The sequence below is a fragment of the Oceanobacillus sojae genome (assembly GCF_900162665.1).
GTDB lineage: Bacteria > Bacillota > Bacilli > Bacillales > Amphibacillaceae > Oceanobacillus > Oceanobacillus sojae_A.
The window spans coordinates 72,172-93,145 of record NZ_LT727812.1 but is presented as its reverse complement, the minus strand read 5'-3'; the positions used below and the strand labels follow the sequence as shown (position 1 = coordinate 93,145).

The following is a 20,974-nucleotide window of genomic DNA, read 5'->3' as shown; positions in this document are numbered from 1 at the left end:
GAAGCCGCCTGTTCTCCAAATTTTAATAGGCGGCTTCTTATCCTCTATGTCTATAAAGCCCTTACTGCCTGATTGCAATAAGCTAATCAGGCAGTAAGGGCTTGGCTTTACCATCAAATCATCGTTTTATCTGCTCTTGTTATTAAAATGGTGGATTCCTCTATTGTTTGCTAATTGATCTTCCACTACTCCACTTTGATAACTTTCATTCAATTGATTTTGTACTGCTTGGACACCTTTGTTATCTTCAAACAATTGATTTTTCTTGTTTTTATTTTTTTTGCTCATTTCTGACACCTCCTTATTTTTTAGTATGCACAAAACAATGTTGCAGATTTATGATAATTACTTCCAAATAAGAATGGTGGTACTTCTGGTTGCACTGTTTCGTGAATAATTCTGCATATAATGAACTTACTGTCCTTTTGTGACCATATGGCTCTCCACATTTCCTTCAACGACAATACAACATTATGCTGAATCCAAATCACCTTCTAGAAAAATAAAGATATAGCACCTTCTGCGAAAACAGTTTTTTTCATCAATTATGACATAGGGGCAACTATAAGAACGATTGCAGCAACTCCGCCAAGAGCATACAGACAATTAATCATCAGACAAATTTTCATTAATGCTCCCCTATCCATTTTCAAATACGTAAATAGTGTGAAAAACCCGCTAAAAATCATGAATACAGCATAAATTGAAATCATAATTTTAGCTGTCGGTGATTCAAGTGCCCAGTCATTCAGCCTAAAGATTAAAATGGTCCAGGGGATAAAGATCATGATTGTACAAATACTCGTAAACACTTTATTCATATGTCGACTTACCTCCTTTCAGCTTTTCCAAAGAATAAACTGGAAAAGCTAAACAAATAATAGTAATCCCGATGGCAACAGGTATCCATGGCAGATAACTAATTTGAGATGTTGAAAGGTCAGGTGCTAATTGCCCGTATTTAGCAGTTACAACGAAAAACGGATAGCACATCGGGTACATAAACCAGTAATCTGAATTCATGATTAAAACAGATGGGATAACAGATACTAACGATATACCTGCAGAAAAAATCATTGTCTGCAGGCAAACGGAAAGCAGCCAAAAGAAAGAAAGCATAGGGATAGATACTACAAAAAAGACAGCTGCTTCTTTTAACACAAATGTTGGTGACAGTATCATATTATAGTCATTCACCATCGATCCATAGCCTGCTGCAACATAGTAGACAATTACAGCAAATAAGATAAATATTGCTGAAATCAAGAGTAAAATTACAAACTTAGCCAGGCTTAATAAAGCTGGATTGACAGGTAAAGCAAGCATTTTTAATATTCCTTTATTTCCAAGCTCTAATTGACGAATTAACACAACAGCAACAACCATACCAGCAGGAAATAAAAACCAGGAAAATCCAAGAAACCCTTGAATGAAGAAATTATTCTCTGGAGTAATACCCGTTGTTTGTGTATCAAAGCTCATATCTATATTAAATAACGAAGGCAACCATAGAACGATCGCTGCGATAAGTAAAAGCAATAAAATTTTGGAACGCCGGATTTTTTTACGTTCCACTTGAATTAAATGAATAAAATTCATCTAAAATACCTCCTCACATGTACACTTATCTTTTGAATAACCAGCAGCACAACCGTTTCGATCAATGCAATCCAAACCAATGTATCTGGCGCAGCTGCATCTGTACCATGCATCGTTTGAAAAGGCAGATTAAAAGGAAAAGCGGCTAAAATGATACTTTGATCAGAGAGCTGGGTCGCTAAAAAGATACCAATAATCCCGAGTCCAAGAGCAATCCATATATTTGCGAAGAATGAAGCAATCAATACAGATAATGCGATTGCCGGGAGACTGAGTATAAAAATATAGCCAATATTTTTCGCTAATTCCATTGGTAAATCTGGATATTCCGAAAACCAGTATACAGAGCTAAAACCAAGTCCAAGAAATTCTATGACAAGCAGCCCCAGATACATCAGACTTATAAGAATAAATTTTGCAAAAAATAATCCCTCTTCTTTTATAGGTAATGATTGCATCTTTTGCAGCGCATTATCTGCAGACTCCACATAATATAATAAGCAGGCTCCTACTAAGGTATAATCTTACGTCTTTTACAATCATCAAAAATATCTATAAACAGCGATAACCATCGCCAAATTCATCGGGTCCCCTAAACCAAATCCACATACAACCTACGGGCGGATCACTGTCCCGGACCAGGCCTTTCCTTCTTGCTGTTTCTCCAGATAATTTTACTGCTCAAGCATAAAATCCGGCGGCATAAATTGCGCATCTGTTTCCCTTGCAGCTGTTTTAAAAGGTCCCAGATGTCTACGATAAACCTTCTTCATATTTTATAACCTAGTCTTCCAGCTGTTTTAGCCAATCCCCCAAGTATATATTTCTGGATAAATCGTGGCGGACCCTCAAGATAACCGTCAATACATTCCCAAGCTACTCCAAGCCAAAGTGGATTACGCGGTATCCCTTTTTTAGTTAACTTACCCTCACATTCCAATTTGTGCATCAGGACGAACATTTTCCAATGCTGTCCCGGGGGGCGAATTTCGTGAATGGCCACCAGATTTCCCTGGCTTACATTCCAAAATTGATGAACTTGATTGGGATAAACCGTAATTTTTTCGCCAGCCACAAGCATGAACTCTTGACCGTCTACTACAAAACGCATACTTCCTTCCATAATTTTAAACGTTTCTTTCAGCTTCGGATGAGAGTGCGGTCCATTAACTGTTCCTTGCTGTGTCATTTTGTGCTTCAATGTAATATATTCTCCGTCCTCATCTTGTCCTTCTTTCAAAAAAGTAACCGTTCTTCCGTCCTGATGAACTAATTCCTTACCAATTTCAACAGTGTCTTTGACCTTAATTTTTTGTTCTATTTTCCTTACCTCCCTATTTTTGATTAGTTGGACACAAGAAAGTAACGAGTATCTGCCAACGTATTAAATGTCAAAATAACGCTTGCTTTACCATAAAAATGATATTTATTACTATAACATTTTTTGTTGAATCAGGAAACAATTTATAGTATTATTGTTTACCAAGGAAACAATATGATTAAAAGGAGAGATACCATTGCATTCTGATAAAGATTTAAGCTTTATTTTTGATCGTGTTATAGAACGTCATACTATCATAAATAAAACGATAGAGATGAATTACCCGTTTATGCAAGAAAATACGTATTCAGAAGTTCGTGTAATAGAATTAATTGAGCTTTCTAAAGAGCCAATGAATGTATCAAAATTAGCCGAAAAGATGAATTTGACACGGGGAGCAATCAGTAAAATCACAAAAAAACTAATACAAAATGATTGTATAGAGAAATATCAAATGGAGTCTAATAAAAAAGAAATTTATTACAGGCTTGCTGCCAATGGATATGAAATTCACAAACAGCATATGAACATGCATGAAAAAAGACTAGAAAGAGATATAGACTATTTTGCTGATCTATCACCAGAAGAGAAAGAAATGTTAAAACCTGTTTTGGAGAAAATCTACAAAAAAATCACAAAAAAATTAAAGGAATTAGATTTGGAAGATTATATTTAGGAGTGAAAATATGACAGAATCTGAAGTAATTCAAGGTTTTGCTGAAAATAATGGAGTACAGTTATATTACGAAACAAGAGGTCATGGTGAACCATTAATATGTGTATCTGGTGGCGGAGGTGACGCTGGCTTCTTTACTAAATTAGCAAATTATTTAAAGGATTCATTCACTGTAATCACTTATGACCGGCGTGGTTATTCAAGAAGCACAAGACCGCAAGCAAATAATTTTAACATTCAAGACCACGTTGCTGACATGAAAGCCGTACTACATGCAAACGGCTATGAATGTGCTTATATTCTAGGTAATAGTGCTGGGGCAATTATTGCTTTAGAGACAGCTGTACGTATGCCGGAGATTATCAAAAAAGTAATTATTCATGAACCTCCCGTTGTAAATGTTTTACAAAATAAAAAAAAGTATCTTCGCTTTATGACAAAAACTTACAATATAGGCTTACGGTATGGCAGCAACCTGGCTAGTAACTGGTTTAATTTCTCGTTATCGCTGCCCTTTAGTGTATTTAAACATATACCTAAAGATTTTCAGGAAAGAATGACTCAATATAAAAATAACGAGCAGTTGATTTTCGTAGAGTTATTAGGACTTTCCCGATATGTGCCTGATTACAAAAAAATCATTGACCATAATGTCGATATCTATTTAGCATCAGGAAAAAGAACAATGAAAAAAAAGAAATACTACGGTGTTACTTCACCGATCATAGCAAAAAATCTAAAATGTCCTTTTATTGTATTCCCGGGTCATCATCTGTCTTTTTTAGACCAAACCGAACTTTGGGGCAACAAATTAAAGCAAATTTTACTCGATTAAAAGGAAGGATTGTTATTATGAAAAATAGCTATCAAAACCTGTACTTAGGATTAATTAGCATGCTTAGTATTTCTTTGTATCCTGATTCAAGTATATCTTGCAGGGATTGCCTTATTTCAAGATTATACGTATTAGAATATTCATAAAGCCTTCTCATTATTTAAATATATTTATCTTGTTATGTTTATGGTAGGGTTATTAGGAAAAATACCAAACAGCCTTACTTGGTACGCACTTATTTTATTTGCTGTTGCTAATGTACAATATTACACTGCTCATGGATTCCTTGCTTCTTTACATGTTATTCTGCCCTTTGTCATTTTCAGCTTGAATTTCATCATAATTAGAAATACTTTAAAACTTGCAAGGGAGTAACGATTTGTTTAATAGGAAAGCCCTCACCTTTATAATAAAATACGGATTCAGGGTCCTCAGAAATATGCTGAATATGAATAATCTCCCATTTTGATATGAAAGAATAAAAAAGTAACTAAGTGAGGAAGTTATACAAATTCCTTCACTTAGTTACTTTTTTCATTGATTTGTAGCTTCCCATCACGCAATAAATACTAGTTATATTTATTTAAAAACTCTTCTATTTTTTCTCTTGTTGTTTGAGTAGCTATGCTTTTCCAGTTAGTGTCATAACTATGATCAGAAAAAGGAAAATAGTAAGCTTGGTTATCTATATTATTTTCATCAAGTTTTTCATGCAATATTTCTATTTGCTCTTCAGGCACCACTTTATCTTTTTGACCGACAAAAGAAATAGTGGGTGCAGAAGTTTTATTTACATACTGAATAGGAGACATTTGCTGATAACGATGTTTGATCTCTTCTGTTTTTGGCTGGCCATCCAGGAGTTGTTCAAGCAGTGGATGAACAAATTCTTTACTATGATTTTTACTATAAAGCTGTAACAAATCCGATGGTCCATATAGATTAATAATTGAATTTATTTTCACTGTGGAACCGGAATCCGTTTCTTTGGGAACAAGGCTGTTTTCCTTTAGTTCCGTATACCCCGTTAACAAGGCTAGATGGCCCCCGGCTGAAGATCCCAGTAAATTAATTCTGTTTATATCTAAATGATATTCATCTGCATGTTCAACAATCCAGTTTAACGCTGCATGTGTATCTGAAATTTGTTTTTGCCACATGCCGGGTCCATTTTGATTATATTCTACATTAAATACAACGTACCCCTTCGAATTAAACCATTTACTCCATGAGGAAACCTCACTTTTATCTCCACCGCTCCATCCGCCGCCATGAATATTTACAATAACGGGACGATTTTCATCATTAACCTTCGTATCCCATACATCAAGTAATAAATCTTCATCTTCCGCAGTTTTATAAACAACATCTTCCTCTAAATCGGAATACGTATCTGTACCAGAAAAAGAGAATGTATAGTTACCCAGCAATGCTGTTTCTGTGCCAATACGATCTGCATAGTGTTTGTTTTGAATCCCGGAAAGAAGCGCTATTCCTAAAAAGGAAATACATATGACCGCCCAAACAATTTTTAAAAATAATGCAGATTTTTTCCAAATGAGAAGGAGTAAAATAATGAAAGCCGCCCCACCTAAAATGAAAAATGCTAAAGGGAATGTAAGCAAGTAAAAAGCGATCTGCCCTGAATACGTACCATATCCACTAGCAGAAAAGGAACGCCAAAGCAAAACAAAGATGCCTGTTAGTACCAGTAAACTAGCAATGGTACCAATTTTGTTGAAAATAGATTTAAATTTTGTAATTGTCATTTAGTCTCTCACTTTCATTTGTTTATCTGAATAGCGATACCCCGAAAAGCGTTTTTTGAAACTAATGCTATTCATACTAAATTATGAAAGATTGTATCCCCCTCGATAATACTTAACATAGTTTTTGTTTGTTTAAGCTTGAGATATCCATATTCTCAAGTTGTTTTAAATGCTTAATTTTAATGGTCACTATTTCCTCTGTTTTCTTTAATTCTTTCTGTTGCTCCTGAAGCTTTTTCTGGTGTGCTTCTAAAATTTCAATCCGTTCGGATAATACCTCTTTATCTCCTTTTGATAAGTCCATCATTTCTTTTAAATCAGCGATGGAAACATTTGCATCACGCAAGCAGGAAATGACTTCAATCCATGACAAATCTTCATCCGTATAGATTCGATAACCATTTTTATCCCGCTTCACATAAGGTAAAAGCTTCTCTTCCTCGTAATAACGTAAAGTATGCGGAGCGAGTTCTGCCTTTGCAGCCGCCTCTTTTATTGTATATGTCATGTACCTTCTCCCTTTATTTATTATTTTAGTGTCGTATTCTTTGATTGTATCTTAGACCATTCATTTCTAAGATACAATCATTTGGCACTTGCACTTAATAACGAGAGAAATTAAAAAGCTTTTTGAATAGCAGGTCTGACGATAATTTCATTTGTAGAAACTTCATCCGGTTCATTTACAGAATAAGCAATGGCTTTCGCAATACTCTCTGGCTGCAGCCACACTTTACTTACCATTCCTTTTACAGCATCCTTTGTTTCTTCATGGGTTATTCCATTTGTAATTTCTGATTGAACAGCACCAGGAGAAATAATCGTGGTACGAATATTATTTTCACATTCTTCCTGTCTAAGCCCTTCTGTAATAGCTTTCACCGCAAATTTTGTTCCAGCATACACTGCTGCATTTTCTACGACAACATGCGCTAACGCAGAAGCAACATTAATAATCTGTCCTTTTTTATTCTCTCTCATCGTTGGAAGAACGGCGGATATACCATACAATACTCCTTTGATATTAATATCGATCATTTGATCCCATTCATCTACTTTCTGTGCATGTAAGGGAGAAACGGGCATAATCCCTGCATTGTTAATAAGAACATCAATCGTCCCGAATTTATCTAAAGCTAATTGTGCTAGCTCCTGCACTTGTGTCCTTGAAGTTACATCCGTTACTTTATAAACAGCTGTGCCTCCTGTTGCTTTAATATCCTGTTTTATACTACTTAATCTTTCTTCACGTCTAGCTCCTAAAACTACCTTAGCACCATGCTTTGCCAATAATTTTGCTGTACTTCCCCCAATTCCGCTGCTGGTACCTGTTATGATAACTACTTTGTCTTGTATATTTTCCATGAAGATTCATCCTCCTTTGTTATTAGCTTGTATATCAACAAAGCTACAGAGTGGAGTATAAACCTTCAAGTGAACCTGAAGGCAAGAGATTTTTTGCGAAATGATTGAAACCTTAACTTAAATAGACAGCTAAGTTTATACCTGATTCGTATGATTATTTAAGGAAACATGGTCTTTTATCGTTTTATTTAGATAAAGAGATCGTCTAATAAAAATAAGTGCAGCTACAACAAACAATCCTGCAATCCAGCTTAAGTTCATAATATCCAAATACTGAATAATAATTCCTCCTAGAGCAGAACCGGACATCATTCCCACATTCATTAATGCGGTATTAAAACTGAGTACTGTTTCAGATGACTCGGGTCTCAGTGAAACTAAATAAAATTGCTTTGCCGGTGTTGTCGTCCAGGTTGCTACACCCCAAACAGCTAAGGTGATAAACACACCTATCGTTGAGTATTGGGTAGATGCCAGTACAAATAAAGCAGCAATGTGAACACATAAACTGAGAGATATTGTTCGATTTGGTCCCCACTTGTCTACCGCATATCCTCCAAAACGTGATCCAATAAATGCAAAAGTGCCTAAAACAAATAAAGCAATACTTGTCATCCTTATAGAGAAACCGGCTGTATTACTTAATAATGGAGCAATATAGGCGAACACCATGGTATACCCTAAAATCCAGAAAATCGTGGTCATTAATCCAGTAAGAACCCGTTTGTCTTTAATAATTTGCAGCTGCTGCTTAAACGGCAGTGATGGGTTCCCTTTGATAGCCGGCAATAACTTATAAAGTCCTGCTAACAGAATAACCGTGCCAAGCGCAATAATAAGAAAAACGTAATGCCAATCAACATATCCTGCTAAAAATGTTCCTATTGGCACGCCAAGAACTAAAGAAATTGTAAATCCGGTAAGAACCGTTGCCATGGCACTTCCTTTTCTTTCAGGAGCTGCAATTTGAGCGGCGTAATTGGTAGCTACAACAATAAATAGCCCCCCGCTCATTGCCTGAATGACCCTGGCTAACATAAGAACGATAAAGCTATAGCTGAAAAATGCCAGCAGATTTCCTAGAATAACCGTAAAGATGGCATATAAAAGTACTTTTTTACGGTCTAATTTAGACGTTAACATGACCAATACCAGGGCTCCGATGGCATAAGACAGAGAATAAATCGTAATCAGCTGACCGGCTGTTGAAATAGAAACGTCTAAATCAGAAGAAATCAGTTCTAATATTCCAGAAACAACAAATTCTCCTGTTCCTGTTACAAAAGCACCGAGGGCTAAAAGTATAATTGTAAATTGATTTTTCTTGTTTTTCATTGTGTATATTTCTCCCTTCTTTGAACATTGTTTTAATTGTAAGCCCCGTGTTATCATAAGTAAAACTCGTTTTTTTAATAAGGGAGATGAGTAAAAACTCATGAGCATTGTTCGCTTTGAAATCATTACGAAGGTAGTTGAGTCGGGGAGTTTTACAGCCACTGCTGAAAAACTAAATATGACGCAATCAGCAGTAAGCCACGCTGTAGCCAGCCTGGAGTCTGAATTGGGCGCTTCTCTGCTAATCCGCGACCGTAAAAAAGGAATTACTCTTACAACGGTAGGGCAAAAAGTTCTTCCTCATATTAGAGAAATATTGAAAAGAATGGAAAGTATTCATCAGGAAGTTGTATTAGCAACCAATTTAGAAACTGGTATGATTCGTGTGGGAACATTTGCAAGTGCTTCTTCCTGTTTGTTACCGAAATTGCTCGCAAAGTTTCAAAAAAAAACATCCTAAAATAGAATTTAAGTTTTATGAAGGAACCTATGAAGAAATTATCGATTGGTTGAGTTCAGGTATTATCGACATCGGGTTTGTTGTAAAAGGAAAGTCTAATCCAGGTTTTGATTTGGTTCCTTTGATTAAAGACAACATGGTGGTAGCTTATCACCCAGAACATCCCTTCCGCTCAAAAGAAATCGTAGATATGAAAGCTTTAGCAGATCAGCCATTTATTATGCCAACAGGAATGTATCAATCTCATGTAGAAGAGTTGTTTGAAGAGGCACAAATAAAACCTCCTATCCGTTTCGAAGTGCATGATTGTACAACGATTGCTAATATGGTACAGGAAGGTCTCGGCATTACGATTGGTCCAAAATTATTTTTAAAGACACAGCAGAATATAAAAATCAATAACTTGAATATTAAAAACACACGTGAGGTTACACTTGCATGTCAGTCCATTGAAAATGCTTCGCCTGCAGTAAAGGAATTCTTGCACGTAGCGAAAGATGTTTTTTGATATTTATTGAATGGTATAAACACAAAAAGAAGCTATCTTCAAATGAAAATGAAGGTAGCTTCTTTCATCTCGCTAGAAAACGTCCATTGCCGTGAATTACTTACTCCTCATCAGGTGGTACAGCTCGCCTTATAAAAAGTGAAAATACCAAACCCGCTAAAGCAAAACAACTACCCACTTTAAAAGCAAACTGTATTCCGGCAACAACTCTATCTGCCTGCTCCACAGTGGATACAAAACTGCTCGCTCCTCTTAAATAAAGGTTTTGCCCTGCATTCATCATTGTGACATAAAAGGCAATACCAGTTGCACCTGCAATCTGCTGTAATGTATTGAAAATAGCAGTACCATGTGAATAATACTTAGCAGGCAGCTGGTTTAATCCATTTGTCTGTGCCGGCATGATAATCGTGGCAATGGCAATCATCACTAATGTGTAGAGAAATATAAACAAGAGTGTCGAAGTTGCCGCGTTTACTTTGGTGAATAACTGTAAACCAATCACTAACAAAATCATTCCCGGTATCACTAATATTCTTGGACCGAATTTATCAAATATCCGACCTATCAAAGGTGATACAGCCCCATTTATAATCGCGCCCGGCAATAAAATAAGACCGGCAGCTACTGTACTGATATCAAGTGCATTTTCGAAAAGGAACGGAAGTAAAATAATCGTTGAAAATTGTGTCATCATTCCAATAAATATGAGAAAAGCAGCCAATGAAAACATAGGGTATTGGAAAGTTCGCATTTCAAGCATAGGCATTGATGATTTTAATTGTCTCCATACAAAACCTGAAAGACTCACAAGGCCAATACAAAGCGGGATATATACGCTTGGATGCAGCCAGCTTACGGATTCATCACCAGCAAAACTAAGTCCAAAAACAATTCCGCCAAATCCAAAAATGGAAAGAAGAATGGAACGGAAATCTATTTTTGGCCTCGTAATAGTCGTCACGTTTTCTAATATAAATATGGAGCTAATCAATACAAGGATAATAAGTGGCAGCATCATGAAAAAGAGCCACCTCCAGTTCAAAAAATCTAATATGACTCCTGAAAGTGGCGGTCCTATAGCTGGAGCGACCATGATGACTAAACCAACAAATCCCATAACTGTACCCCTTTTTTTCACAGGATAGAGCATAAGCAAGGTATGTATCATTAATGGTAGTAACAGAGCAGTACCCATAGCCTGAAAGAATCTCCCGATAAATAAATATGGCAAATCAGCAGCTAAACCAGATACAAGGGTACCCATAGAAAATATCAGAAGGGAACCAATAAATAACTGTCTTGTTGTAAGCCATTGAATCATCAGAGAAGAAACAGGGATAAGCACCCCCATGATTAACATATATCCTGTAACCACCCATTGAACAGTCGAAGGTGCAGCATCCATCTCATTTACAAGCACAGGAATCGCTAAATTTAAAAGGGTTTCATTTAAAAGGGTGAAGAACACACCAGTTAATAGAATAATCATGATTAAAGATCTTTTTTCTTTTGGTATCTCTTTAGAAATATTTTTTGTCATATAAACCAACCTTTTTGTCACAATATATTTTCAAATCGTGTTGTCAACTCTAAAATTGTGTTTTATGACGTATGACCTTTTAATCAACAAAAAAGCTCTGAGAAAATATACTCTCCATAGCTTCATTTCAAATTTAGCAAAAAAAAAGAAGAGCATGAAAAGCTCTTCTTAAACCAAATTTATATCATGATGGATAAGAGGTGTTTTCACTGTTTTTGTTCCTCTATCAAGTTGTTAAAAAAGGACATACGAATCCCGTTAACAACTAAACCAGCAAACTTTGCACGATTTAAAAACAGATATTCCGTCCAAAATTCATGCGCAAAAACAGTGAGATTTAACATCTCTTTCCACCTCCTTTTCCGTATATTCTATTTTATAGTGTAAAAGTTTCAAAATAATTTTTCAAGACATAACTACTATTTTATTAATAATAAATGCTTAAACATAGTATTATTGAATATAAGAATATTACGTTAAAACGCTGAAAAATAGTGCTTAGTCTTTAATTTATACCGCCCACGCCTTTTACTCTTTTGATTTATAGATTGTATAAATAATTTTAATGTTTACGCCTTTTCTTAATCCACTGAATATTTTATTCTTTCAAATCAGCAGGTCATCATAATATACCTTAATTAATATGATACAATTACTGTGACTGCTTAGAGTTGCATTTAGTCATTACTTTTAAAGGAGACTATTTATAAATGACAACCAATAAATGGGACGAACTATATAATAACCAGGAATATCGCTATGGAAAAGACCCTAATGTCTTTGTTCAATCGATGCTGCCTGATTATCCTCCTTCTGATGTACTGAGTCTGGCAGAGGGAGAAGGACGTAATGCCGTCTATGCAGCTGAATTGGGACATCATGTGACTGCCTGGGATTATTCTTCCGTTGCCTTAGACAAACTGCAGCGGCTTGCTGATGAAAGAAGTGTCAACGTGAATACAGCGTTAGTTGATTTAACACAAGACCCCACTTTTAGAGAAAACCAGTGGGATGTAGTATTGAATGTTTTTGGGCATATAGGGGATGCTTCTGCCCGTCAGCGTTTAATGAAAGGAATCAAAAGAACGCTTCGTCCGAATGGACTCTATATTATGGAGGTCCGCTCTGACCGCCAGCTTCCATATCGGGCTGATGGCGGAAAAGATTCGAGTCTCTTATACTCCCCATATGAAGTACTTGATACTTTTACAGATTGGAAAATCAAGCATTTTTATTATGGTGAAGTGGAGCGCTTTGAAGGTAAATCACACAATGGCCTGGGGCATGTTATCCAGCTCGCAGCTTATAAAACTCTATGAATGAACCGCCCGCAATTATTTCGTTTACTTTATAAGATAAACAGAAAGACGGCAAGATGCTTCATCTTATTGCTGGAACAAATAAGGATGAGAATCTTGCCGTCTTTGTGATTTCACCTATAAAAATGGTAAAGAGATAATGAACCATTGTTTGAACATATCAATAATCTTTTTTCACTTCAGACAACACAGGAATTTGAATATAAGAAAGGGTTCCCGGCTTGTGATATATCTGTTGTATCGCTTCTACCACCCTTACATCTGTTGCAGGATCTTCTCCTGTATTTGTATTAGGAAAAATAAAATTCTTGGCACTCGACGTAATCGTTAAGCGAATTCGGTGTCCTTTCTTAAAGGTATTAGCGATTTTAGAAGTGCGGATCACGTATTTCTCAATCTGGTTTGGCTCTAACAATTCTTCTTTTTCAAAGCCATTGCGATAACGGGCGCGAAGCACGCCATCGACGAGCTTCACCGAATTACCTGCTGGATCGACATCCGTTACACGCACCACCCAATCTGTATCCTTTGCAGAGCTCGAGGCGTATAAATATGCCCGAATATCTCCTGCAATTGTTAAAGGGGCCTCCAATGGCTCCGAATCGTAAACGAGTATATCTTCCCGTTTTTCCACTTCTTTATAATTAGCAGGTACACCAATTTCGTTCTCTGAAACATCAATTAAATGCGGTGCAGGATCCATTGGATCATAGATATATTTATCACTGCCACTTATGACATTCTTATCAAATAATAGTGCTCCGTCCCCTGCTGATGTATTTGCATGTCCATTACTGCTCAGGTAGGCATACTGCCATTGAATATTTTCCGGCGGCCATTGATTGGCAGAAACCCACTTATTTTCTCCGGTGATATAATATTCAACAGGAGCGGTGCTATCGACTCCGTTATCTATTCCTTTTAGTTTTCTATCAAACCATTGAAGGTAATAAAAATCAAGGTCATACCGCAGTGCGTTATTACCCAACGGGACCCCTTGCAAATCTCTTGCAGTATTTGCATTATGCATCCAAGGACCAAGCAAAATCTTTTTATCATGAGATCCATAATCGGCGACCGTCTCCAGTGCTTCCGTTGTTCCCATTCCATTATCATCATACCATCCAGATACAATCAGGGCAGGAACATGAATATTTGCGTGGTGCTGATGCCAATCCTGGATTTTCCAAAACGCATCATTGACAGGGTGCGATAACCACTTCTCCCAAAAGTCCACATTTTTTCCCAATGCCTTTTTAGGAATATCCTGCAGCGGCCGTATCTTTAATACATCATCCCAGTCGGAGCGAAGCATATTTTCCGGTTTAAATTCTTTTTCAGACATGGCGAATGCCCAAGCTAGCATCCCGGAAATCAGTGCGCCGCCTTTTCTTGGGATATCGAGAAATGGGCTGCCTGCTGTAACCATACTTACCAGCGCTTTTAAATTCGGATTCCCGCTGGCTGCTGCTGCCCACTGAACATAACCGCCGTAGGAAGCTCCTATCATACCGATATTCCCATTACACCATGGTTGTTCCGCAATCCAGTTCAACGTGTCATCTCCATCTGTCATTTCTGAATACATCGGAATCCATTCTCCTTCTGAATCCTGTCTTCCTCTTGTATCCTGAATAATTAAGGCATAACCCCTTTGGACAAAATGAGAATGAGATTTAGCGAACAGCTTCTTTCCGTATGGTGTCCGTACCAAAACAGCAGGTAATGGCGATGCATTTTCCCCGGGCAGCCAGACATCGGTAGCCAGCTTGATACCATCACGCATCGGCACCATATAATTTCCACCGTATTCTACTGCATATGTTGCGGCGGATACATTTCCATTTCTCCATAGGTTAACTGGCGTATATTCTTCATATCCTTCCTTGACCAGAACGGAGCAGTTTTCCCGGGAAGTACTGATGAAAGCAACTGGTGACTGGTCCACCATTACAATATCAAGTGGAAACTGCTTCTCCCGCTGTACCCATGTATCAGACTGATTTTTTTGATAAATATCTCCCCAAGGAGTAACAACCTGCTTCTTTTCTGTATGAAAAATAGTATTGTATACCGGCAAATGCTCCAAAATAAAATGAGGGTTAATATGATAATAACCTTCCAATTCTCTGGCTTTTTCATCCGTTAATTCAAATGTCTTACTCCATTGATTATTTGTACAGTCTTTTTCCTGATAAATCACCTGTCCTGCATCAAACTGAAATGTCATCTCAAAAATTCCTGATCGGTATAATTGAAAAGTTGCCATCTAAACACTCCTAAGCTCCAATGATAAATTTGATAAGGTAAGCTGTTCCAATTCCAATATAATTTCCCAGGACCATACCAACAACCCCTAAAATAACGGCAAGACTGACGAGTGCCTTCCACTTAGCTGAAGCTGCTACCAATGCGGAAGTCGATCCGTCTGCAATGGAAGCAATAATAGAGATTAAAACATATTGATATTCAATTTTGAATAAACGGCATATTAATGCATGAACAATTAATGATCCTAAAACGACCACAAAACAAAATAGTGCAATAGCTAAGGTTGCTCCTACAAATTCTTTAATATTTACCATATATCCAATCGTTGTCAGGAAAAATAATGCCATAAATAAACCTAAATCCATATTTCCTTTGATTTTTTTTATCGGTTTAAACTGGGCTGCAATGATTGCAAATGTCGTAATCAATAAAATTCTGGCTGCACTTTGGAACGATTCCGGAGCATATCCGGATAAAAATGTTGCTAATCCTGTAATGGCAAAGGCAATGGCAAAGCTCCAGGCAATGTCTTGAATGCTCCATTGTTTCTTTTCTAAAAAAGCATCCTCCTGTTGCTCTTCTCCACCTTCAAGCTGATTGGTTGAGAGGGAATAAGGCCAAATTTTCTTAAACCAGTTTGACCTTGCCGCAATAGTTGGAAAAGCAAACATAATAATCAGCGTCGGAACGCCAATAACATAATCGGCAGCGTTGGCAGCTGCAAATGTTGTCGGTGCTGCATCTAATCCATAACCAATAGCAGTAAGATTGGAGCTCCCGCCGGTGTAAGTGCCTATAAACATACCTGCAATTTTCCATCCTTCATCAATAAGCGGAGCAAAGACAATCCCCGCCACCAAGGTTACCAACCCAACACTGACAGCCGCAATCCCCATAGCCGCCAGCGGTTTTTTGGAAAGTTTCAGCATCTCTTTAATATCCACACTTAAAAGCATCATCGAAATAGATAGTGGAATAGCGTATTCAGCTACCACCCCATATACATCCGCTTCAAAAGGAACAATTTTCAAATTAGCCAGGATAACGCTGATAATAATTACAATTAAAGCTGGTCCAAGAAGTTTAAATCCTTTAAAACGTTGTAAATAAAAACCCGATGCTACTGTTATAGCCATAATAGCTAATAAACTTGCCGTATTTGAAAATAGTGCATCCATTGTTAAATCTCCTTATGTGTATATTTCTTTTAATTATTATAAGATTATTATGAAGTTACCTCCTAAAAAAGAATTTCCTTCTGCGGGATTTTCGTATTATCCCGCAGAGAAAAGCAAAATTAAAACTTCTATACTTCGTGCTATCAAAGTCCAATAGTCAGATATTTAATTCTATACCTAATCCGGCTTTTTCTGATAAAGTTATTATCCCGTTATCTATTGTGAATCCATCTGTAATCCCGGTATCCTTCACATAAAGGAAACTGTCCACGTCTACCTTTGTAATATTCTTTTTCGCAGCAGCTAAGCTGGCGCCGGCGGAAATAGCAATCTTACTTTCCAGCATACAGCCTACCATGCAATTGAATCCCGATGCTTCCGCAATTGCGTTGATTTTTAATGCGGGATATAGCCCTGAAGACTTCATTAATTTAATATTTAAAACATCTGCTGCTTCTTGTTTTACAACTTTCGCTGCATCAATAGGAGAATGTACACTTTCATCTGCCATAATGGCGGTGTCTACTTTTCTTCTCACATAAGCCATCCCATCAATGTCCCAATATGGCAGAGGTTGTTCTACCGCTTCAATATGATAAGCTTCCATAGCTTTTATCGTCTGGACAGCTTCACTTTTAGTCCAGCCCTGATTCGCATCGATACGTAAATGAATTTTATTACCCGCTGCCTCTCTAATCATCCGGATGGCTTCAATATCCTGTCTGGAATCAATCCCTGCTTTAATTTTCAAAATAGTAAAACCTTGCTGTACTCTTTCCTTGGCCTCTGCTGCCATTTTTTCCGGTGTATCGATACCAATAGTCACATCTGTTACAAGCTGGTTACTGAATCCTCCAAGCACTTGATAGAGTGGAGCATTCATTTTCTTTCCTTTAATATCGTAAAGTGCGATATCAATTGCCGCCTTTGCAGCTGTATTGTTAACAATTTCACTATTCATGATATGATGTATCTTTTCGATATGGAGTGGATTCTCTCCTATCAGATGCTTCGTTAACATTTTTGCTGTTATTAAAGCTGATTCCAATGTTTCTCCTGTCACATAGGTGAAAGGCGACCCTTCTCCAATACCGTATATTCCTTCATCCGTTTCTACCTTCACAAGCAATGTTTCTACATTATCTATTGTCCCTAAAGCAACTGTTAAGGGTTTAAATAATTCCAATTTCAGTTTTTCTACTTTAATATTTGTTATTTTCATCTGTATAACCCCTTCTCCCTTTAATTGTCTAATGATTTCGACTTTTAATCTTTACAACCCACTAAAAAATCGACAAAATTCGACAAATGTAAATATTTTATAAAAATATGCTACACCTATTTCTTAGAAATATCAACCATACTTATACAAATTAATTGGATATTTCTTGCTCATCCGAATTATTAGAGCATTCTTTTTTGTTTCATTTCATAATGAAAATCAACTCTCCTTCCACTTTTTTTTTAGAATTCCTATGCAAAGAAAAGCCGCCAGCCTAAATGCAGTCCATAGGATGGCAGCTCTCTGTTGTGATAAATTCAAGAATACTCATTAACTCACAATAAGTCTAATTCAGTTTTTAAAGTTAATATGTCCACACTTTTGCTTGAAATTCCTGTACCCCAAATTCAAGTGCGTCATCTAAATCTTCCATATAAATATCCAAATGGCCATTTGTAATAGCGCTTCCCCGATCTTCACACACATACGTTTCATCCAGATCCGGGATATGTATTTTCGTCCCAAAAGGTAGAGATTGTGGACAGGCAATTGTTCTTCCTTCCTCTACCTCTTCACCAGATGCCGTGATGCCATAGGCAGGATCACCAGGTTCTTTTCCAGTAGATTCAGGTCCGGCTGTATAAGCCGTCACTGTAAAAGAAGTTCCGGTTTGATCTGGTATTTTTATTGTTTGCCCTGCTTGAATATAAGCAGGATTTGATATGGATGGATTTGCCGCGATGACAGCATTGACATCTACTTGATAGTTTTGTGCAATACGATATACATTGTCTCCCGGTTTTACTTCATAATGCTTCTCAGCAGCTGCTGTCCCTGCAAAGAGTACGAATCCAGCCAAAGAAAAAATGATTAAAGAAATATACTTGATAATAACAACTCCCTTTCTATGTACTAACTACTAGTTACCCTTCTTTTCAGCTCGTAAACTCTAATTCTATCTATCTGAACATTTTTAATTTATTTGTAAAGAAAATGAAAAAATTGAAATATTATTAAAAAAATAAAGGAAAGAAAAATCTTCCCGGTATCCCGATACATCAGATTTTTCTTTCCTTTATTTATTATTTTTCGTATATAAAGTAAGAAATCCGTTTTTAAAATTACAGGATTTCTTATGACCTATTACAAAAGAGAAGGAATCTCTATCAAGTCTCTATATGTTTTTGGTTGGGGGGTAACACAATGAGTGACCTGATTATTTCACAGAATAATTTGATAGAGAAACCCCTTTCTGTAATGATAATGATAATCATTATCACATTAGTTGTCAATACCTAATTGCAATATTATGCTGGATGATGTTGTACAAAGACTTCAAATGTTGATAATTCTGAGCTAAGAATCGGACTATCTTCTTTTTCCTGTTTACTTTGCAATTCATGAGCTTTTCTCGTTTCTCTGCTTTTTCTCCAAACCTCAAAAGAAGCCTGATCCTCCCATGTCGTGCAAACCTGCAGCTCATCATGCTCTTCTGTATTTTCTTTGATCAGAACTTCCATGAATACAAATCCATTAAATGTGTGTACGCCCTTAGCCTTTTGAAATAATGCTGCGACCTCATTTACTTTTCCTTTTTTGACACGCAATGTGTTAACGACTTTAATCATCATGCACAGCCTCCTATGATTTAGATAATAATCTATCTATATATTCTAATACCACTTTTGCCTGTTTTCCACCTATTCCTGTGTGCCAAAAGAACGGGATACCATGAGAAATACTTGCTTGAAGCACTCTTGATGGATTTCCAACAATACTTTGAACAAAAAAAAGCTAAGTTACGATGCCTGTCTTCATTTCAGGAATTATCATTCAATATTAACAAATATATCATCAATGTCTGGAGTTTCTTCAATTACTCCGTTTTCCTTTAACCACGCAGCTGTTTCTTCCCATGAAGCTTTTCCCTGTGTACCAAAGCCCTGCTCTGATTCCATTTTCGGTAATAAAATGGATAAACTTTCGGTTTCTATTTCTTTTTCCAGGGGAAAGTTTACATCATCCTGATAATCAAGCAGGATTTGTAGTGCTTCTTCCTCGTTTTCAATCATGAAATCATATCCTTTACGCGCTGCCCGCCAAAACGCTTCGATATTTTCCTGCTCGGCTTCCCATGTTTCATCACTGGTAACAGCGACAATTTCGTAAAAATCTGGCACCCCGTAATCTACGGGATCAATAAAATCAATAGCATGCCCTTCGCCTCGTAAGACAGGAACTTCATGGTTAACATACATACCGCTTACTGCATCGACTTGTTCGGAAATAAGTGAGGAACCTAATTCAAATTCTACATTTATCATATCTACTTTTTCGTAATTGCCACCGTCATGTTCGACCATTGTTTTAACAATTGCCTCATTTACAGGAATTCCAGGATAGCCTACCTGCTTCCCTTCTAATTCTTTTGGTGAACCTATCGGAGCATCGGAACGATAAACGATCCGGTTTAACGGCTCGCGAACGACAGCAGCAACGGACTTAACAGGAATATCTTCATTTGCTCTTGCTGCAATCACATCGGGCTGGTAATATAACCCCATCGTCACCTTGCCTGAAGCTGCAAGTGTCAGAGGGTCTGTCGGATTTGCTGGGAATTGAATATCAACATCAATGCCTTCTTCCTCAAAATAACCCTTTTCTTCTGCTACGTATAGATAACTATGTACGGCATTCGGATACCAATCAAGCATAATAGAAACGGTATTTGTTTCTTTTACGTTATTACCTGCCACTGATTCTTCATTTCCACAAGCACTTAAAATAATAAAGCCTATTAGAATACTAACTACGACTGATAATTTTTTCATATTAAAATCTTCTCCATTTCAATATATTTTTTTCTAATAAAACAACTGTAATAAATAATAAAATTCCAATTAGAGAGAGAATAACAATCGGAGCAAAGACCCCTGCTCCATTAAATTGTGTCATCATCCGCCGGCTAAAATATCCTAAGCCTGCCTGTGCACCCAGCCACTCCCCTATTGCTGCTCCAATCACACTCATCGGCACCGCCACTTTTAGCCCTGAAAAGAAGGAAGGCAGTGCAGATGGGACCTCTAACTTGAAAAAAAGCTGTCTTTTAGTTGCACCAAGTGTTTGAAATAACTCTTTCAGCTCTTTACTTGTTGATTGAAAACCATCGAATGTACTAACAGTAATGGGGAAAAAAGTAATGATTATTGTAACGATAACTTTGCTCCAGATAGAATATCCGAACCAAAGTACAAAAATAGGCGCCAGTGCAATAATCGGAATGGTTTGGGATGTAATTAAAATTGGGTAAATGGCTTGTTCTAATGTTTTAGATATATTCATGCTTATTGCCAGCGCTATTCCAAGTACCAATGAAATCCCAAGGCCAATTGCAATAATAACAAGTGTAACAGGTAGATGATACAGCAGGAGCTCTACTTTCAACTCCCATAGCTTCATGGCAATTTCGGTCGGTGCCGGTAAAATAAACGATGTATGAACAAATCTCGCTCCTGTTTCCCAGATAAATAAAAATATCGTGATTAAAATAATGGAATAAAGATAATTTTTCAT

At 36.9% G+C, this 20,974-nt stretch carries 21 protein-coding genes and 2 pseudogenes; 5 read left to right on the top strand and 18 right to left on the bottom strand.

Annotated elements, in window-relative coordinates:
* Nucleotides 1-126 precede the first annotated feature (126 nt).
* The 5 genes and pseudogenes from BN1068_RS23635 to BN1068_RS11295 form a co-directional block, all read right to left on the bottom strand.
* The gene (locus BN1068_RS23635; protein ID WP_175637137.1) at nt 127-288 is read right to left on the bottom strand and encodes a hypothetical protein; all 162 of its coding nucleotides are present in this window, start codon (nt 286-288) and stop codon (nt 127-129) included.
* Nucleotides 289-545: 257 nt separating this feature from the next.
* On the bottom strand, nt 546-821 hold the full coding sequence (locus tag BN1068_RS11315) for a hypothetical protein (protein ID WP_077602969.1): 276 nt from the start codon (nt 819-821) through the stop codon (nt 546-548).
* Nucleotides 814-1,599 carry an ABC transporter permease gene (locus BN1068_RS11310; protein WP_077602968.1) on the bottom strand — a complete coding sequence of 262 codons (786 nt, stop codon included), beginning with the start codon at nt 1,597-1,599 and terminating at the stop codon, nt 814-816. Before BN1068_RS11310 ends, BN1068_RS11315 begins: the two co-directional genes overlap by 8 nt.
* A pseudogene (locus BN1068_RS11305) lies at nt 1,596-2,093 on the bottom strand (ABC transporter permease); the annotation flags it as partial. The pseudogene BN1068_RS11305 and the gene BN1068_RS11310, both read right to left, overlap by 4 nt.
* Nucleotides 2,094-2,368: 275 nt before the next feature.
* Nucleotides 2,369-2,839 carry a cupin domain-containing protein gene (locus tag BN1068_RS11295; RefSeq protein WP_254846760.1) on the bottom strand — a complete coding sequence of 157 codons (471 nt, stop codon included), beginning with the start codon at nt 2,837-2,839 and terminating at the stop codon, nt 2,369-2,371.
* Between the two features lie 277 nt (nt 2,840-3,116).
* Between BN1068_RS11295 and BN1068_RS11290 the strand changes: the two genes are divergently transcribed.
* From BN1068_RS11290 to BN1068_RS24275, 3 genes are all read left to right on the top strand, one after another.
* Nucleotides 3,117-3,596, top strand: coding sequence for a MarR family transcriptional regulator (locus tag BN1068_RS11290; protein ID WP_077602965.1), 480 nt, complete (start codon nt 3,117-3,119; stop codon nt 3,594-3,596).
* A gap of 10 nt (nt 3,597-3,606) precedes the next feature.
* On the top strand, nt 3,607-4,431 hold the full coding sequence (locus BN1068_RS11285; protein WP_077602964.1) for an alpha/beta fold hydrolase: 825 nt from the start codon (nt 3,607-3,609) through the stop codon (nt 4,429-4,431).
* Nucleotides 4,432-4,569: 138 nt separating this feature from the next.
* Nucleotides 4,570-4,806 (top strand): DUF6220 domain-containing protein, encoded by a 237-nt coding sequence (locus BN1068_RS24275; protein WP_368483289.1) that lies wholly within the window; start codon nt 4,570-4,572, stop codon nt 4,804-4,806.
* Between the two features lie 194 nt (nt 4,807-5,000).
* Here the strand turns inward: BN1068_RS24275 and BN1068_RS11280 are convergent, their stop codons facing one another.
* The 4 genes from BN1068_RS11280 to BN1068_RS11265 all read right to left on the bottom strand — a co-directional run bounded on the left by BN1068_RS11280 (nt 5,001) and on the right by BN1068_RS11265 (nt 8,900).
* Entirely contained in the window at nt 5,001-6,200 is a 1,200-nt protein-coding gene (locus BN1068_RS11280; RefSeq protein ID WP_077602963.1) for an alpha/beta hydrolase, read from the bottom strand.
* A gap of 112 nt (nt 6,201-6,312) precedes the next feature.
* Nucleotides 6,313-6,708 (bottom strand): MerR family transcriptional regulator, encoded by a 396-nt coding sequence (locus BN1068_RS11275; RefSeq protein WP_077602962.1) that lies wholly within the window; start codon nt 6,706-6,708, stop codon nt 6,313-6,315.
* 110 nt (nt 6,709-6,818) lie between these two features.
* The gene (locus BN1068_RS11270) at nt 6,819-7,565 is read right to left on the bottom strand and encodes an SDR family oxidoreductase (protein ID WP_077602961.1); all 747 of its coding nucleotides are present in this window, start codon (nt 7,563-7,565) and stop codon (nt 6,819-6,821) included.
* A gap of 135 nt (nt 7,566-7,700) precedes the next feature.
* The gene (locus tag BN1068_RS11265; RefSeq protein ID WP_077602960.1) at nt 7,701-8,900 is read right to left on the bottom strand and encodes an MFS transporter; all 1,200 of its coding nucleotides are present in this window, start codon (nt 8,898-8,900) and stop codon (nt 7,701-7,703) included.
* 100 nt (nt 8,901-9,000) lie between these two features.
* Here BN1068_RS11265 and BN1068_RS11260 point away from each other — a divergent pair.
* A pseudogene (locus tag BN1068_RS11260) lies at nt 9,001-9,868 on the top strand (LysR family transcriptional regulator).
* A gap of 100 nt (nt 9,869-9,968) precedes the next feature.
* Here the strand turns inward: BN1068_RS11260 and BN1068_RS11255 are convergent.
* Together BN1068_RS11255 and BN1068_RS23630 are read right to left on the bottom strand one after the other, a co-directional pair.
* Nucleotides 9,969-11,411: a DHA2 family efflux MFS transporter permease subunit gene (locus BN1068_RS11255; protein WP_077602959.1), complete on the bottom strand. Its 1,443-nt coding sequence runs from the start codon at nt 11,409-11,411 to the stop codon at nt 9,969-9,971.
* Nucleotides 11,412-11,617: 206 nt separating this feature from the next.
* The gene (locus tag BN1068_RS23630; RefSeq protein ID WP_175637136.1) at nt 11,618-11,755 is read right to left on the bottom strand and encodes an RAxF-45 family protein; all 138 of its coding nucleotides are present in this window, start codon (nt 11,753-11,755) and stop codon (nt 11,618-11,620) included.
* A 366-nt stretch (nt 11,756-12,121) separates the two neighbouring features.
* Here BN1068_RS23630 and BN1068_RS11250 point away from each other — a divergent pair, with 366 nt between their 5' ends.
* The gene (locus BN1068_RS11250) at nt 12,122-12,730 is read left to right on the top strand and encodes a class I SAM-dependent methyltransferase (RefSeq protein ID WP_077602958.1); all 609 of its coding nucleotides are present in this window, start codon (nt 12,122-12,124) and stop codon (nt 12,728-12,730) included.
* A 160-nt stretch (nt 12,731-12,890) separates the two neighbouring features.
* Here BN1068_RS11250 and BN1068_RS11245 read toward each other — a convergent pair whose 3' ends face one another.
* The 7 genes from BN1068_RS11245 to BN1068_RS11215 form a co-directional block, all read right to left on the bottom strand.
* Nucleotides 12,891-14,999: a CocE/NonD family hydrolase gene (locus BN1068_RS11245; protein ID WP_077602957.1), complete on the bottom strand. Its 2,109-nt coding sequence runs from the start codon at nt 14,997-14,999 to the stop codon at nt 12,891-12,893.
* A gap of 10 nt (nt 15,000-15,009) precedes the next feature.
* The gene (locus BN1068_RS11240; protein ID WP_077602956.1) at nt 15,010-16,179 is read right to left on the bottom strand and encodes a DUF819 family protein; all 1,170 of its coding nucleotides are present in this window, start codon (nt 16,177-16,179) and stop codon (nt 15,010-15,012) included.
* Between the two features lie 157 nt (nt 16,180-16,336).
* Nucleotides 16,337-17,401 (bottom strand): mandelate racemase/muconate lactonizing enzyme family protein, encoded by a 1,065-nt coding sequence (locus BN1068_RS11235; protein WP_077602955.1) that lies wholly within the window; start codon nt 17,399-17,401, stop codon nt 16,337-16,339.
* 364 nt (nt 17,402-17,765) lie between these two features.
* A complete protein-coding gene (locus BN1068_RS11230) occupies nt 17,766-18,260 on the bottom strand; it encodes a LysM peptidoglycan-binding domain-containing protein (RefSeq protein ID WP_254846759.1) in 495 nt (164 codons plus the stop codon).
* 448 nt (nt 18,261-18,708) lie between these two features.
* Entirely contained in the window at nt 18,709-19,032 is a 324-nt protein-coding gene (locus BN1068_RS11225) for an antibiotic biosynthesis monooxygenase (protein ID WP_254846758.1), read from the bottom strand.
* Between the two features lie 198 nt (nt 19,033-19,230).
* The gene (locus BN1068_RS11220) at nt 19,231-20,232 is read right to left on the bottom strand and encodes an ABC transporter substrate-binding protein (RefSeq protein ID WP_077602953.1); all 1,002 of its coding nucleotides are present in this window, start codon (nt 20,230-20,232) and stop codon (nt 19,231-19,233) included.
* A gap of 1 nt (nt 20,233) precedes the next feature.
* A complete protein-coding gene (locus tag BN1068_RS11215) occupies nt 20,234-20,974 on the bottom strand; it encodes an ABC transporter permease (protein WP_077602952.1) in 741 nt (246 codons plus the stop codon).

Bases quoted from the DNA above. Each gene is read 5' to 3' on its own strand.
- BN1068_RS23635 (WP_175637137.1), bottom strand. From the start codon at position 288: ATGAGCAAAAAAAATAAAAACAAGAAAAATCAATTGTTTGAAGATAAC.
- BN1068_RS11315 (WP_077602969.1), bottom strand. From the start codon at position 821: ATGAATAAAGTGTTTACGAGTATTTGTACAATCATGATCTTTATCCCC.
- BN1068_RS11310 (WP_077602968.1), bottom strand. From the start codon at position 1,599: ATGAATTTTATTCATTTAATTCAAGTGGAACGTAAAAAAATCCGGCGT.
- BN1068_RS11285 (WP_077602964.1), top strand. From the start codon at position 3,607: ATGACAGAATCTGAAGTAATTCAAGGTTTTGCTGAAAATAATGGAGTA.
- BN1068_RS11280 (WP_077602963.1), bottom strand. From the start codon at position 6,200: ATGACAATTACAAAATTTAAATCTATTTTCAACAAAATTGGTACCATT.
- BN1068_RS11275 (WP_077602962.1), bottom strand. From the start codon at position 6,708: ATGACATATACAATAAAAGAGGCGGCTGCAAAGGCAGAACTCGCTCCG.
- BN1068_RS11270 (WP_077602961.1), bottom strand. From the start codon at position 7,565: ATGGAAAATATACAAGACAAAGTAGTTATCATAACAGGTACCAGCAGC.
- BN1068_RS11265 (WP_077602960.1), bottom strand. From the start codon at position 8,900: ATGAAAAACAAGAAAAATCAATTTACAATTATACTTTTAGCCCTCGGT.
- BN1068_RS11255 (WP_077602959.1), bottom strand. From the start codon at position 11,411: ATGACAAAAAATATTTCTAAAGAGATACCAAAAGAAAAAAGATCTTTA.
- BN1068_RS23630 (WP_175637136.1), bottom strand. From the start codon at position 11,755: ATGTTAAATCTCACTGTTTTTGCGCATGAATTTTGGACGGAATATCTG.
- BN1068_RS11250 (WP_077602958.1), top strand. From the start codon at position 12,122: ATGACAACCAATAAATGGGACGAACTATATAATAACCAGGAATATCGC.
- BN1068_RS11245 (WP_077602957.1), bottom strand. From the start codon at position 14,999: ATGGCAACTTTTCAATTATACCGATCAGGAATTTTTGAGATGACATTT.
- BN1068_RS11240 (WP_077602956.1), bottom strand. From the start codon at position 16,179: ATGGATGCACTATTTTCAAATACGGCAAGTTTATTAGCTATTATGGCT.
- BN1068_RS11235 (WP_077602955.1), bottom strand. From the start codon at position 17,401: ATGAAAATAACAAATATTAAAGTAGAAAAACTGAAATTGGAATTATTT.
- BN1068_RS11225 (WP_254846758.1), bottom strand. From the start codon at position 19,032: ATGATGATTAAAGTCGTTAACACATTGCGTGTCAAAAAAGGAAAAGTA.
- BN1068_RS11220 (WP_077602953.1), bottom strand. From the start codon at position 20,232: ATGAAAAAATTATCAGTCGTAGTTAGTATTCTAATAGGCTTTATTATT.
- BN1068_RS11215 (WP_077602952.1), bottom strand. From the start codon at position 20,974: ATGAAAAATTATCTTTATTCCATTATTTTAATCACGATATTTTTATTT.